Origin of the sequence: Pseudokineococcus sp. 1T1Z-3, assembly GCF_037482365.1 — a bacterium.
Classification (GTDB): domain Bacteria; phylum Actinomycetota; class Actinomycetes; order Actinomycetales; family Quadrisphaeraceae; genus Pseudokineococcus.
In genome coordinates this window covers 473,234-486,219 of sequence record NZ_JBBHZF010000026.1, presented here as the reverse complement: position 1 = coordinate 486,219, position 12,986 = coordinate 473,234, and the positions used below count along the sequence as shown (strand labels likewise).

14 protein-coding genes are annotated in these 12,986 nt (G+C 76.7%); 5 read left to right on the top strand and 9 right to left on the bottom strand.

Annotated features, from left to right (window positions below; translation table 11 throughout):
* Positions 1-128: 128 nt before the first annotated feature.
* Complete coding sequence (locus WDV86_RS14340; protein ID WP_339568313.1) at positions 129-812, bottom strand: HAD family hydrolase; 684 nt, start codon at positions 810-812, stop codon at positions 129-131.
* A 158-nt stretch (positions 813-970) separates the two neighbouring features.
* Between WDV86_RS14340 and WDV86_RS14335 the strand changes: the two genes are divergently transcribed.
* Both WDV86_RS14335 and WDV86_RS14330 read left to right on the top strand, forming a co-directional pair.
* Positions 971-1,870 (top strand): PAC2 family protein, encoded by a 900-nt coding sequence (locus WDV86_RS14335; protein WP_339568312.1) that lies wholly within the window; start codon positions 971-973, stop codon positions 1,868-1,870.
* Between the two features lie 52 nt (positions 1,871-1,922).
* Positions 1,923-2,618 (top strand): DUF1345 domain-containing protein, encoded by a 696-nt coding sequence (locus WDV86_RS14330; RefSeq protein ID WP_339568311.1) that lies wholly within the window; start codon positions 1,923-1,925, stop codon positions 2,616-2,618.
* 52 nt (positions 2,619-2,670) lie between these two features.
* Here the strand turns inward: WDV86_RS14330 and mshC are convergent, their stop codons facing one another.
* From mshC to WDV86_RS14310, 4 genes are all read right to left on the bottom strand, one after another.
* A complete protein-coding gene (gene mshC / locus WDV86_RS14325) occupies positions 2,671-3,933 on the bottom strand; it encodes a cysteine--1-D-myo-inosityl 2-amino-2-deoxy-alpha-D-glucopyranoside ligase (RefSeq protein WP_339568310.1) in 1,263 nt (420 codons plus the stop codon).
* A gap of 23 nt (positions 3,934-3,956) precedes the next feature.
* Complete coding sequence (locus WDV86_RS14320; protein WP_339568309.1) at positions 3,957-4,922, bottom strand: SCO1664 family protein; 966 nt, start codon at positions 4,920-4,922, stop codon at positions 3,957-3,959.
* Between the two features lie 44 nt (positions 4,923-4,966).
* On the bottom strand, positions 4,967-5,542 hold the full coding sequence (locus WDV86_RS14315; RefSeq protein ID WP_339568308.1) for a DUF3090 domain-containing protein: 576 nt from the start codon (positions 5,540-5,542) through the stop codon (positions 4,967-4,969).
* A gap of 89 nt (positions 5,543-5,631) precedes the next feature.
* Positions 5,632-6,354 (bottom strand): MSMEG_4193 family putative phosphomutase, encoded by a 723-nt coding sequence (locus tag WDV86_RS14310; protein ID WP_339568307.1) that lies wholly within the window; start codon positions 6,352-6,354, stop codon positions 5,632-5,634.
* Positions 6,355-6,489: 135 nt separating this feature from the next.
* On the opposite strand from WDV86_RS14310, the gene WDV86_RS14305 reads away from it, so the two are divergent.
* Positions 6,490-7,491 (top strand): magnesium and cobalt transport protein CorA, encoded by a 1,002-nt coding sequence (locus WDV86_RS14305; RefSeq protein ID WP_339568306.1) that lies wholly within the window; start codon positions 6,490-6,492, stop codon positions 7,489-7,491.
* Between the two features lie 39 nt (positions 7,492-7,530).
* On the opposite strand, the gene WDV86_RS14300 is transcribed toward WDV86_RS14305, so the two are convergent.
* Positions 7,531-8,391, bottom strand: coding sequence for an undecaprenyl-diphosphate phosphatase (locus tag WDV86_RS14300; protein ID WP_339568305.1), 861 nt, complete (start codon positions 8,389-8,391; stop codon positions 7,531-7,533).
* Positions 8,391-9,476: an LLM class F420-dependent oxidoreductase gene (locus WDV86_RS14295; RefSeq protein ID WP_339568304.1), complete on the bottom strand. Its 1,086-nt coding sequence runs from the start codon at positions 9,474-9,476 to the stop codon at positions 8,391-8,393. Before WDV86_RS14295 ends, WDV86_RS14300 begins: the two co-directional genes overlap by 1 nt.
* Before the next feature lie 219 nt (positions 9,477-9,695).
* Here WDV86_RS14295 and WDV86_RS14290 point away from each other — a divergent pair, with 219 nt between their 5' ends.
* Positions 9,696-10,667: an aldo/keto reductase gene (locus WDV86_RS14290; RefSeq protein WP_339568303.1), complete on the top strand. Its 972-nt coding sequence runs from the start codon at positions 9,696-9,698 to the stop codon at positions 10,665-10,667.
* A 22-nt stretch (positions 10,668-10,689) separates the two neighbouring features.
* On the opposite strand, the gene WDV86_RS14285 is transcribed toward WDV86_RS14290, so the two are convergent.
* Entirely contained in the window at positions 10,690-11,022 is a 333-nt protein-coding gene (locus WDV86_RS14285) for a primosomal protein (protein WP_339568302.1), read from the bottom strand.
* A gap of 63 nt (positions 11,023-11,085) precedes the next feature.
* Between WDV86_RS14285 and WDV86_RS14280 the strand changes: the two genes are divergently transcribed.
* The gene (locus WDV86_RS14280; protein WP_339568301.1) at positions 11,086-11,355 is read left to right on the top strand and encodes a DUF5703 family protein; all 270 of its coding nucleotides are present in this window, start codon (positions 11,086-11,088) and stop codon (positions 11,353-11,355) included.
* A 188-nt stretch (positions 11,356-11,543) separates the two neighbouring features.
* Here WDV86_RS14280 and WDV86_RS14275 read toward each other — a convergent pair whose 3' ends face one another.
* Complete coding sequence (locus WDV86_RS14275) at positions 11,544-12,923, bottom strand: M20/M25/M40 family metallo-hydrolase (protein WP_339568300.1); 1,380 nt, start codon at positions 12,921-12,923, stop codon at positions 11,544-11,546.
* Between the last annotated feature and the right edge of the window lie 63 nt (positions 12,924-12,986).

Here is a 12,986-nt window from a genome sequence, read left to right as displayed (position 1 = left end):
GGCACCCGTCCGGCGCGCAGCGGGCAGGACCGTAACCCTGCGGGCCTCAGATGAGGGGAGGCGGCGCTCAGGTGTGCCGAAGCGAGACCTCGGGAGACCGGCCCGGCACCAGCCCGTCGCCCCCGGCGTCAGCCCCGCGTCGGCGCGGAGGCGGTGAGGCGGAGCAGGTCCTGGGGCAGGAGGCCCGCGAGCGTCGGGACGACGGTCCGGCCCGGGCCGGGCTCGATGCCGACGACGTGCGGGACGGCGACCGTCGGCACGCCCGCCGCGACCGCCGAGGCGACACCGGTGGGGCTGTCCTCCACGGCGACGCACCGCGCGGGGTCCACGCCGAGGGCGGCAGCGGCCTGCAGATACGGGTCCGGGGCGGGCTTGCCGCGCGTCACCTCGTCGCCGACGACGACAGCGGTGAAGGTGCCGGCCGGCAGGTGGGCGACCATCGCCTCGGCGATGGAGCGCCACGACATGGTCACGAGGGCGCACGGGACGCCGTCCTCGTGCAGCGCCGTCAGCAGCTCACGGGCGCCGGGGCGCCAGCGGGGGTCGCGCCGGAGCTCGGCGATGACCTGCGCGGCGAGCACCTCGACGAGGGCGGTCGGCTCCAGGTCCACACCGCCCTCACGGCGCAGCGCCTCGGCGGAGACGTAGAGGTCGTTGCCCACGAGCGCCATCGCCTGGCTGTCGGTCCACGTGCCGCCGTGGGCCTCGACGAGCGCCTTCTGCGCCGCCCACCAGACCGGCTCGGTGTCCACCAGCGTGCCGTCCATGTCGAGCAGGACGGCGGCGGGCAGGTCATCCCGCGGCTCCGGCATGGCGGGCAGTCTGCCAGCCGGGCTCCCCGTCGACGGACCGCCCGGGCGGTCGCCGCGCCCGTAAGGTGGTGCGGCCCGGCCGAGGCCGACGGCGGCCGGTGCGCAGGTCGGTGGTCGTGGTGACGGGTCGGGCGGAGCCGGCCCAGGAGGAGGAGTGCGTGAGCGAGCAGGCAGGTCGACCCGGTCCGGGGGCCCCCGAGCTGCGGGACCCGGTCGTGCTGGCCGCCTTCGAGGGCTGGAACGACGCCGCCGAGGCGGCGAGCGGGGCGCTGGACCACCTGGCCCGCGTGTGGGGCGAGACGACCTTCGCCGAGCTGGACCCCGAGGACTACCACGACTTCCAGGTCAACCGGCCGGTCACGGGCTTCGACGAGGACGGCCGGCGGCGCACGACCTGGCCGACCACGCGCCTGGCCTGGGCGCGGCCACCCGGCGCGGACCGTGACGTCGTCCTCGTGCACGGCATCGAGCCGTCGATGCGGTGGCGCTCCTACACGGCCGAGCTGCTGGCCCACGCCGACGCCGTGGGCGCCCGCACCCTCGTGACCCTCGGCGCCCTCCTGGCCGACGTCCCGCACACCCGGCCGATCCCCGTCACCTCGACCGGGACCCCGGCGGACGGCGGGCCGACCCTGGACCACCTGGCGCTGGAGCCCTCCCGCTACGAGGGGCCGACCGGCATCGTCGGCGTCGTCGCGGACGCCGCCGCGGGCCACGGGCTGACGTCGGTGTCGCTCTGGGCCGCCGTCCCGCACTACGTCGGCCAGTCGCCGTCCCCGAAGGCGGTGCTCGCGCTGCTCGGCCGGGTCGAGGAGGTCGTGGGCTCGCCCGTGCCGATGGAGGACCTCGCCGAGGAGGCCGAGGCGTGGGAGCGCGGCGTCGACGAGCTCGCCGGCGAGGACGAGGAGATCGGCGAGTACGTCCAGCAGCTGGAGCAGGCCAAGGACACCGCAGAGCTCCCCGAGGCGAGCGGCGAGGCCATCGCCCGGGAGTTCGAGCGCTACCTGCGCCGACGCGGTGACGAGGGGCCCCGGCGAGGGCCGGCGCCGTCGGCCTGACGCTCTCGGCGCGAGACCCCGGCGCCAGACCCGGCGCGAGAAGGAGCTGGCCGTGGGACCTCTCGCTGGCGACGCACGTCGGCGGCTGCAGGCGGAGCTCGTCCGCGGCCTGGCCGCCTTCGTCGGTGCCCTGCCCGCCGCGGTCGTGGCCGTCGTCGTCGACTCCCTCGAGGTCGCCGGCGTCCTGGCGGGCGGGGTCTTCCTCGCGGCCTTCCTCGTGCTGTACGTCCTCCTCACGGCGGTCGCGTTCGGCGGTCTGCGGGGCGAGGCCCTGCAGGACGCGGCGCAGGCGCTGCCCGCCGACAGCTCCTGGCGGGCGGCCTTCCTCGGGACCCAGCCCGGTGGCGGCGTCGCCCTGGTGGGCGCGGTCGGTGGTCTCGTCGCCGCGGCGGCGCTGCTGCCCCTGGCGCTCGCGGCGCCCGGCGTGCTCGCCCCGGCCGTGATCACCGCGCTCGCCCTCGTGCTCGTCCTCAGCGGCTGGGCGGCGGTGGTCGCGACCTACGCCGTCGACTACCTGCGCCGCGACGTCCACCAGGGCGGCCTCACCTTCCCCGGTGAGGACGAGCGGGTGTTCGCCGACTACACCTACCTGGCCATCGCCGTCTCGACGTCGGTGTCGACGTCCGACGTCCTGGTGACGTCGAGCGCCCTGCGCCGGGTCGTCCGGGGCCACATGGTGGCCGCCTTCGCGTTCAACACCGTCGTCATCACGCTGGCCCTGGCGGTCGTCGCGACGCTGACCCGGTGAGGCGCCGTGGCGGGGCACCGACCCGCGCCGGCCCGCCCCGGGCCCAGGTCGCTCAGGACGCCGGACGCAGCGGGACGCCGAGCAGCGCCTCGACGACGTCGGCGACGAGCGACGTCGTGCCCTCTCCCCCGGCCTCGTCGGCGTCGGCGGGCTGCGCCAGCGCCGCGTCGGCCCAGGCGTCGACGACGGCGAGGGCGCCGGGGGCGTCGAGGTCGTCGGCGAGGCGGCTGCGGACGCCGTCGAGCACGCGGCCGGCGTCGGGCCCGGAGGGCCGCGCCGCGGCGGACCGCCAGCGGGACAGCCGCTCCCGGGCGGTCGCGAGGCCGGCGTCGCTCCAGGACCAGTCGTCGCGGTAGTGGTGGGCCAGGACGGCCAGGCGCACGGCCGCCGGCTCCTCCCCCGCGGCCCGCAGCGCCGAGACGAGCACGAGGTTGCCGCGGGACTTGCTCATCTTCTCGCCGTCGAGCCCGACCATGCCGGCGTGCACGTAGGTCTGGGCGTACGGCACCGAGCCCGTGAGCACCTGCGCGTGCGAGGCGCCCATCTCGTGGTGGGGGAAGACGAGGTCCGAGCCGCCGCCCTGGACGTCGAAGCCGCTGCCCAGGTGGTCCAGCGCGATGGCCACGCACTCGATGTGCCACCCCGGCCGCCCCGCGCCGAGGCTGCCGCCGTCCCAGGCCGGCTCGCCCTCGCGCTCGGCGCGCCACAGCACCGGGTCCAGCGGCGAGCGCTTGCCCGGCGTCCCCGGGTCCCCGCCACGCTCGGCGAACAGGCGCTCCATCGTCGCGGCGTCGTAGCCGCCGACGTCGCCGAAGCGCGGGTCGGCGGCGACGTCGAAGTACACGTCCCCCGAGCTCCCCAGCCGGTAGGCGGCGCCGCGCTCCACCAGCCCGCGGACGGCCTCGGCCGCCCTCGGCACCGTCTCGACGGCGCCGAGATAGACGTCGGGCGGGACGACGCCGAGCGCCGTCATGTCGGCGCGGAAGAGATCGGTCTCGCGGACGGCGAGGTCGCGCCAGTCGATGCCCGTCGCCGCCGCGCGCTCCAGGAGGGGGTCGTCGACGTCGGTGACGTTCTGCACGTACTGCACCTGGTGGCCGGCGTCCCGCCAGGCCCGCACGAGCAGGTCGAAGGCCAGGTACGTGGCCGCGTGCCCCATGTGGGTCGCGTCGTAGGGGGTGATCCCGCAGACGTACAACCCGGCGACCTCCCCCGGAGCCGTCGCGCGGACCTGCCCAGAAGCGGTGTCGTGCACCGAGACCGGTCCGCCTCGCCCTGGCAGCGACGGCAGGGCGGGGTGGGGCCAGGACTTCACCGGGCGAGCCTAGCCCGGGCGCCTCAGAAGACCGGCCAGGGCACGGCGCTGCGGTTCTCGGGCGGCTGCGGCATGACGGCGCCCCGCAGCAGCCGCTCGGTGCGCGTGCGCAGGGCACGCACCTCGCGGGCGGTCAGCAGCGCGCACAGCTGCTCCTCCAAGCCGTCACGCAGGGCGGCGCGCAGCCGGTCGAGCGCCTCCAGCTCGACGTCGGGGAGCGGCTCCCCGGCCCAGCCCCACAAGACCGTCCGCAGCTTGGCCTCCGCGTGCAGCACGAGGCCGTGGTCGATGCCGTGGACGGGCGGGCCGCCCCCCAGCCGGTCGGCGGACGGGACCGCCGCCTCAGGGCGCCCGAGCAGCACGTGCCCGGCCTTGCGGTCGGCGTTGTTCACGACGACGTCGAAGACGGCGACCGAGAGCAGCCGCGGGTCGTCGGCGTGGACGAGCGTCACCGGCTGCCCGCGCGGGCCCCACGCGTCCATCACCCCGTGCCAGCCCTGCGGCACCGCGCCCTCGGGGACGACGTCGACGAGCCCGGCGCCGGGCTCGCCGAGCAGCGGCTCGTCGTCGTGGGCCTCGTCGTCCTCCCGCTCGGCCTCGTCCGGCTCGGCGTCCTCGAGGTCCGCGTCCTCGACGACGCCCTCGTCGGCCGCCTGCTCGTCCAGCGGCGCCCCCCGCGGCGGGTGCACCCACCGCTGCACCGACCCCGGCCCGAGGGGGCCGTCCCGCAGCACCGTCGTGGGCACGACGCCCCATCCGCCCGCCCGCGAGACGAGGTGGGCGGCGACCTCCCTGCCGGCGAGCGTCCCGTCGGGGAAGTCGTGCAGCGGCCGCTCGCCGCGCACGGGCTTGTAGACGCACCGCACGTCGACGTCGCCCGCCCGGCAGGTCGCCAGCAGCGTGACGTTCGACGAGCCGGTGATGCGGCCGACGACCTCCAGCTCGCCCGTCGCGAGCAGGGCCGCGAGGGCGTCGCCGTCGGGCGGCACGGGGCTGCCGGCCGGGCCTGCCGGAGCCGGACCAGCTGACGGAGTCAGCGGCGGTACCCGTTGGCGCGCGGGCAGATGTGGCCCTCGGGGTCCAGGGGCCCGGAGCAGAAGGGGCACGGCGGGCGGCCCGCGGCGACGATCGCGAGCGCGCGGCGGGCGAAGCCGCGGGCCGTGGCCCCGGAGAGGCTCACGCGCAGCACCGAGCGGGCGTCCGGCTCGGGGCCCTCCCCCAGGCCCTCGGCGTCCTCGTCGTCCTCGACCGAGAAGCACTCGATGACGACGACGCCGCGCTCGCCGTCCCACTGCAGGCTCATGGTGCCGACGCGGAACTCCTCCTCGATGGGGGTGTCGAGGGGGGCGTCGTCGGTGGCGCCGAAGGGCACGACGGCAGGCACCGGCGCCTCGCCGCCGCTGCGGCGCACGACCTCGTCGAGCAGCTCCTCGACCTTCTCGGCGAGCGTGGCGACCTGCTGCTTCTCCAGCGCGACGGAGACGACGGCGGGCACGGGGCCCGTGCTCGGCGAGCGGGCCTGCAGGAAGAACGTGCGGGAGCCGGCCTGGCCGACGGTCCCGGCGACGAAACGGTCCGGCGGGTCGTACTCGAACACCTGCGACGCCATGGCTTCGAGACTACCCACGCGGGCCCGGAGGGGGGCCCGCGCCCGGGTGCGGCGCCCGACGGCGCAGACCTGCACGCCGTAGCTGCGGGTCAGGGCGCCGAAGCCCCGCCCCCGCCGCCCACGTCGGCGTCGGAGGAGGCCGCCCGCCGACGTCGGCGCGGCGGCGGCACCAGGCCGGAGAGGTCACCGCCGGTGTCGTTGGTGCGCACGACGAAGGGCCGCAGCGGGGTGTAGCGCACCACCGAGACCGACGCCGGGTCGACGACGATCCGCTGGAAGGAGTCCAGGTGCTGGCCGAGGGCGTCGGCGAGGACGGCCTTGATGACGTCGCCGTGGGAGACGGCGACCCAGACCGCGTCGGCGCCGTGCTCGGCCTCGACCCGCGCGTCGTGCTCGCGGACGGCGGCCAGCGCGCGGGACTGCACGTCGCGCAGCGACTCCCCGCCCGGGAACTGCGCGGCGCTGGGGTGGCCCTGCACCACCTTCCAGTGCGGCTCGCGCGCCAGCTCCTTCAGGGCCCTGCCGGTCCAGGCGCCGTAGTCGCACTCCAACAGCCGCGGCTCCTCGACCAGGGCCGGGCGCGGGCGGCGGGCGGTGCCGCCGGCGGCGAGCAGCGCCTGCGCCGTCGCGACGGTGCGCTGCAGCGGGCTCGCGACGACGGCGGCCAGCGGCACCGCGGCCAGGCGCTCGGCGAGGGCGGCGGCCTGCGCCCGCCCGCTCTCGTCGAGGTCGACACCGGGGCTGCGCCCGGCCAGCACACCTGTGGCGTTGGCCGCGGTGCGGCCGTGTCGGACCAGCAGGAGCGTCGGCACACGCGCCACCCTAGGCGCCGGCCCCTGGCAGCATCCCGCCGCCGGCCTGCCCCGGCCCTGCGCCGCACGCCCCGCCCGACCTCGACCACCGCTGCCCGACCTCCTCGTCGGCGGCCCACGCCCCGAGAGGCCGCCATGACCACGAGCGTCCGCACGTCCGACGGCACGAGCCTGCAGCCCGCTCCCGGGTCGCCCACCCCGGAGCAGGCGGCGGCCGCGCTCACCTCGGCCCGCGACCGCGGGCAGGGCTTCGTGTGGGTGCACCTGGAGGACCCGGGCGAGGAGGACCTGCACGGCTACGACGAGGCGCTCGGCGTCCACCCCCTCGCGGTCGAGGACCTCGTCACCGGCCGCCAGCGGCCCAAGCTGGAGCGCTACACGGGCGAGCACGGCGGCTCGCTGCTCGTCAGCACCCGCCCGGCCAGCTACGACGACGCCCGCTCGGCCGTGGAGACCGGCGAGGTCCTCGTGGTCCTCGGTGACCGGTGGGTGCTCACCGTCGCCCGCGACGACGAGGGCGTCGTCGCCAGGGCACGCGAGCGCGTCGCGCTCGAAGGCCTGGAGCTGGGAGCCGCCGGCGTCCTGCACGCGCTGCTCGACGTCGTCGTCGACGCCTACGTCGCCATCGCCGAGGAGCTGGAGGAGGACGTGAGCGCCCTGGAGACCGAGGTCTTCTCCCCCGACGCCCGCGGGGAGGGCACCACCGCGCGCGTCTACGAGCTGAAGCGGGAGGCGCTGGAGCTGCTGCGGGCCGTGCGCCCGCTCGTCGAGCCCGCCCGCCGGCTCTGGCAGCAGGAGCTGGACCTCGTGCCGGCCGAGGCGCGGGTCTTCCTGCGCGACATCGCCGACCACGTCGTCCAGGCCGCCGAGTCCGTCGAGGGCACCGACCGCCAGCTCGGGGACGTCCACAGCGCCCACCTCGCCGAGGTCGGCCTGCAGCAGAACGAGGACGCGCGGCGGATCTCGGCGTGGGCGGCGCTCGCCGTCGTCCCGACGATCATCGCGGGCATCTACGGCATGAACTTCGACGTCATGCCCGAGCTGGAATGGCGCTTCGGCTACCCGGCGGCCCTGCTGCTCATGGTCGTCGTCTGCTCGACCCTGTGGCGGGCCTTCCGCCGGTCGGGGTGGCTCTGAGCGCGCGCCCTCGCCGCGCCGACGCCGTCGCGGCCGGGCTCACGGCTGCACGGGCGGCGGCGCGACCGGCGTCGCGTCGACGAGGCCGGTCGTGAGCAGCACGACGAGGACGGCGGCCAGCGCGAGCCGGTAGATGACGAAGGGCCGGAAGGTGTGGGTGCTGATGTAACGCAGCAGCCAGGCGATGACAGCGAGGCCGATGGCGAAGGAGACCGCCGTCGCGAGGACCGTCGGCCCCCACGCCACCGAGGCGGCGCCGCCCTCGGCGAGCTCGGAGAACAGCTGGTAGCCACCGGAGGCCACGACGGCGGGGATGGCGAGCAGGAAGGCGTACCGGGCGGCGGCCTCGCGCTTGTAGCCCAGCAGCAGCCCGGCGGTGATGGTGCCGCCGGAGCGCGAGACCCCCGGGATCAGCGCGAGCGCCTGCGCGAAGCCGTAGGCGAGGCCGTCCCGCCAGGTGAGCTGGGTGAGGTCCTTGCGGGTGCGGGCGGTGGCGTCGGCGACCCCGAGCAGGAGGCCGAAGCCGGCGAGCATCGCCGCGGTGAGCCACAGGCTCCGCAGCTGGTTCTCGATGGCGTCCTGGAACACCAGCCCGAGGACGCCGATGGGCAGCGAGCCGAGGATCACGAGCCAGCCGAGGCGCACGTCCGGGTCGTTCCTCGGGACCTTGCCCACGAGCGAGAGCGACCACTGCCGCACGATCCGGACGATGTCGTGCCAGAAGTAGACGACGACGGCGGCCTCGGTGCCGAGCTGGATGATGGCGGTGAAGGCGGCACCAGGGTCGCGGCCCTCGAAGAAGAGCTGGCCGACGATGCTGACGTGCGCGCTCGAGCTGATCGGCAGGAACTCGGTGAGGCCCTGCACGACACCGAGGACGAGCGCCTCGAACCACCCCATCAGGAGCCCGCCCCGCTCGCGGCGAGGGCGTCGGCGACGTCGCGCAGCACCGCCGCCTTCTCGCCCGTGCTGCGGCCCTCGGGCACGACGGACAGCGTGGTGACGCCCGCGGCGGCGTAGGCGGCGAGCCGGTCGCGCACCGCCTCGGGCGGCCCGACGAGGCACGTGGCCTCCAGCAGCCCGCGCGGGACCGCGGCGGCGGCCTCCCGGTGCCGACGGTCGAGGTAGAGCTCTTGCACGAGGGCGGCCTCCTGCTCGTGGCCCAGGCGGACGGCCAGGGCGTTGTAGAAGTTCTGCTGGCGGCTGCCCATGCCGCCGACGTAGAGCGCCAGGCGGGCGCGCAGCGGCGCCAGGCGGCCGGCGTCGTCGTCCTCGGCCACCGAGGCGCCCCCCGAGGGGCGGGCGGGCACGGCGGCGACGACGTCGAAGGGGCGGGTGGGCGGCGTCTGCGCCCGGGCTCGCCCGGCCTCGATGCGGGCGAGGCTCTCCGGCAGGTGCTCCGGCGCGACGAGCACGCCGAGCCACCCGTCGGCGACCTCCCCGGCCAGCTCGAGGTTCTTCGGGCCGACCGCGGCGAGGTAGACCGGGACGTCGGCGCGCAGGGGCGTCACCGACAGCCGCAGCGCCTTGCCGGGGCCGTCGGGCAGCGGTAGACGCAGGTGCGGACCGTCGGCGCGGACCTCCTCGCGCCGCAGCGCGGAGCGGACGACGGCGACGTACTCGCGGGTGCGGGCCAGCGGGGCGTCGAAGCGGACGCCGTGCCAGCCCTCGGAGACCTGCGGGCCCGAGACGCCGAGGCCCAGGCGGAAGCGCCCGCCGGACAGGGCGTCCAGCGACGCCGTCGTCATCGCCGTCATCGCGGCGCTGCGGGCGGGCAGCTGCAGGACGGCGCTGCCGACGTCGATGCGCGTGGTCGTCGCGGCCACGGCGGTGAGGACGGTGACCGCGTCGGTGCCGTAGGCCTCCGGCGCGAAGGCGACGCGGTACCCGAGCCGCTCGGCCTCCTGGGCCAGGCGCACGGGTGCCCAGGGGTCGTCGTCGCCGGCTGCCGAGGAGCGGTGACCGAGGTCGACGGCCAGGTGCACGCCGCGACCCTAGCCAGGCCACGCGCCCTCGGGCGTCCGCCCGGGCACCGAGCGTGGCGCGTCGGCGGGACCCCCGGAGGACTCCCAGGCAACCGGGTCGCGGCGACGGGCGCCCGGGCCGGCGGACGACGTCGACCGGCGGCCGGGTGCGAGCGCCGTCGAGGCCCCCGCGTCCTGGGCGCCGGAGTGAGCCGGGACCGGCCGATACGCTCGCCGACCATGGAGACCCGGCGTGTCGGACGCTCGGGCCTCGACGTCTCGCGGCTCGGTCTCGGCACGCTGACGTGGGGTCGGGACACCGACGAGCACGAGGCCGCCGACCAGCTGCGGGCCCTCGCCGACGCGGGCGGCACGCTCGTCGCCGCAGCGGCGTCGCCGCACGGTGAGGCCGAGCTGCTGCTCGGCGCCCTGATGGAGGACGTCGTGGCGCGGCGCGAGGTCGTCCTGGCGCTGCGGGTCGGGGCCCGCGGCCCGGTGTCGGGCCGCCGCGCGGACGGGTCACGACGGGCGGTGCTGGCCGACCTCGACGACGCCCTGGCGCGCCTGCGCACCGACCACGTCGACCTGCTGCTGGTCGAGGGAGCCGGCGCGAGGGGCGCTGCGCCCGTAGAGGAGTCGCTGCAGGCGCTGGCGCAGGCGCAGCGGTCAGGGCGGACGCGCTACGTCGGCGTCGCCGAGTCCGGGGCCTGGCAGAGCGCGCGAGCCGCCGCGCTGGCCGAGCCGGGCGAGGCCCCGCTCGTCGCCGTCGAGGCCGAGCACTCCCTCGTGGCCCGCTGGGCCGACGTCGACCTCCTGGAGGCGGCCGACATCGCCGGGCTGGGTCTGCTGGCCCGCTCGCCGCTCGGGGGCGGCGTGCTCACGGGCAAGTACCGGCACGCGCTGCCGGCGGACTCGCGGGCGGCGTCCCCGCACCTCGTCGGCGTCGTCGACCCGCACCTGGACGGCGGCGCGCGGCGTGTCGTCGAGGCGGTCTGCACGGCCGCCGACGGGCTGGAGCGCTCACCGGCCGACGTGGCGCTGGCGTGGGCGGCCGACCGCCCGGGCGTCGCCGCCGCGCTCACCGGGGCCCGGACGGCCGCGCAGCTGAAGGTGCTGCTGGCCGGGGCCGACCTCCGCCTGCCGGCGCAGATCCGCGGTGCGCTGGACGAGGTCTCGCGCGAGCGGCTGGGCGTGGGGCGACCGGGCCGCTGAGCCCCTCGCCCCGACGGGCCCGCTAGAGCCGGGGGCGCCGGTCGTCGTCCGGCTCGTCGTCGGGCTCGTCGTCGTCCTCGTCGTCCTCGTCGTCGTCGTCACCGAGGTCTTCGTCGTCCTCGTCGAGGTCGTCGTCGTCGTCGTCCTCGTCGGAGTCGTCGAAGAGGATGAACGGCGTGACCTCGTCGAACTCCTCGTAGAGCGCCTCGTCGTAGGCCTCGAAGGCGTCGGAGAGCTTCTGGTAGGCGTCCTTGACGACGGGGTCGCTGTCCGAACGGCGGCGCTCCACGGCGTCGAGGTGACCCTCGAGCGCCCCGACGAGGCGGGCCAGGGCCGCGCGCGGCTCGGTGCTCATGGGGGGACCGTAGCCGGGTCGTGGCCCCTCGCGCGCCGGACCCGCGTGGCAGCATGGAGCGCGATGGACGCGAGCCGACGCCCCCTCGACGGCGACGACGCGACGCGCCGGCCCGACCAGGGTCTGCAGCGCCGCGGGACGCCCCGTGCCTCCTCCTACGAGTACCGCGAGATCGTGCTGCCCCGGGGCACCTCCCGGGGCGAGGCGCGGGCCCGGCTCACCGAGGAGGCCGAGTACGGCAAGTGGGAGCTGGCCGGCGTGCGGCTCTACCTGGGCGGGCGACGTCGGGTCGTCCTGCGGCGCCGGATCATCCGGATGGACCGGCTGGCCTGACGCCTCCGACCGACGGTTGTCCCTCGCCGTCAGCGCGACGACGTCTCCTCCGACGGCGTCTGCGGACCTCGCGGGCCAGCGGTCGGCGCGTCGTCCCTCGATCTCCGCGCTCGTCCGGACCGGTCGGCGTGCCGTCCCTCAAGGTCCGCGCTCGACTCCCCGCTCCCCGCCCGACGGCGTCGGGCCTCTCAGCAGGTCCGCAGGAGCCGGTCGAGCACGCGGGTGCCGAAGCGCAGGGCGTCGGTGGGCACGCGCTCGTCGACGCCGTGGAACATGCCGGCGAAGTCCAGGTCGGCCGGCAGCTGCAGCGGCGCGAAGCCGAAGCCGCGGATGCCGAGGCGCGCGAGGGACTTGTTGTCCGTGCCGCCGGACAGGCAGTAGGGCAGCACGCGCGCGCCGGGGTCCTCGGCGAGCATCGCGGCGACCATCGCCTCGGGCAGGGCGCCCTCGAGGTCGGTCTCCAGCGCCCTGTCCTGGTGGAGCACCTCGACGTCGACGCCCGGCCCCGCCAGCTCTCGGAGGACGTCGAGGACGTGGTCGGCCTGGTCCGGCAGCGTCCGGCAGTCGACGAGCGCGCTGGCCGTGCCCGGGATGACGTTGTGCTTGTAGCCGGCCTCCAGCTGGGTGGGGTTGGAGGTGTTGCGCAGGGTCGCGCCGACCCAGTTGGCCGCCGTCCCGAGCAGGTCGGTGAGCCGGGCGAAGTCCTCGGGGTCGACGGGCTCACCCGTGATGTCCGAGACCCCCTCGAGGAAGGCCTGCACGCTGGGGCGGACCTCCAGCGGCCACGCGTGCTCGCCGATGCGGGCGACGGCGGCGGCCAGGCGCGTGACGGCGTTGTCGCCGTTGACCTGGCTGCCGTGCCCGGCGCGGCCGTGCGCGACGAGGCGGACCCAGGCGATGCCCTTCTCCGCCGTCTGCAGCAGGTAGCAGCGCTGGCCGGCGACGTCGAGTGAGAAGCCGCCCACCTCGCTGATGGCCTCGGTGGCGCCCTCGAAGAGGTCGGGGCGCGTGTCGACGAGGTGGCGCGCGCCCTTGGCGCCGCCGGCCTCCTCGTCGGCGAAGAAGGCGACGACGAGGTCGCGCGGCGGCGTCCGCCCCTCGCGCGTCATCTGCCGCACGACGGAGAGGATCATCGCGTCCATACCCTTCATGTCGACGGCGCCGCGGCCCCACAGGCAGCCGTCCTTGATCTCGCCGGCGAAGGGGTCGACGCTCCAGTCGGCCGCCTGCGCCGGGACGACGTCGAGGTGGCCGTGGACGACGAGCGCCCCTCGGCTGCGGTCGGCGCCGGGGACGCGCAGGACGACGCTGGCGCGGCCCGGGTCGCTCTCGAACACCTCGGGCGCTAGTCCGACCTCCTCGAGCAGACCGACGACGAGGTCGGCCGCCGCCCGCTCCCCCGGCCCGCGGCCGTCGCCGTAGTTGGAGGTGTCGATGCGGATGAGGTCGCGGGCGATGTCGACGACCTCGTCGGCGGCGGCGGGGACCCCCGGCGCCGGGGTCAGGTCGAGGGCCGCGCGATCGCTCTCCGTGGTCGGGCCGGACGTCGTGGCGGAGGTCGTCGACATGTCCAGCACGGTACCGGCGGGGCCGCGCGACGGGCCGTGCTGCCGGCCTCGCCAGGCACCGGC

Coding starts and splice junctions, on each gene's coding strand:
- WDV86_RS14300 (WP_339568305.1), bottom strand. CDS start 8,391: ATGGGGTGGTTCGAGGCGCTCGTCCTCGGTGTCGTGCAGGGCCTCACC.
- WDV86_RS14315 (WP_339568308.1), bottom strand. CDS start 5,542: ATGGCGTCGCAGGTGTTCGAGTACGACCCGCCGGACCGTTTCGTCGCC.
- WDV86_RS14275 (WP_339568300.1), bottom strand. CDS start 12,923: ATGTCGACGACCTCCGCCACGACGTCCGGCCCGACCACGGAGAGCGAT.
- WDV86_RS14305 (WP_339568306.1), top strand. CDS start 6,490: ATGACCACGAGCGTCCGCACGTCCGACGGCACGAGCCTGCAGCCCGCT.
- WDV86_RS14280 (WP_339568301.1), top strand. CDS start 11,086: ATGGACGCGAGCCGACGCCCCCTCGACGGCGACGACGCGACGCGCCGG.
- WDV86_RS14340 (WP_339568313.1), bottom strand. CDS start 812: ATGCCGGAGCCGCGGGATGACCTGCCCGCCGCCGTCCTGCTCGACATG.
- WDV86_RS14285 (WP_339568302.1), bottom strand. CDS start 11,022: ATGAGCACCGAGCCGCGCGCGGCCCTGGCCCGCCTCGTCGGGGCGCTC.
- WDV86_RS14290 (WP_339568303.1), top strand. CDS start 9,696: ATGGAGACCCGGCGTGTCGGACGCTCGGGCCTCGACGTCTCGCGGCTC.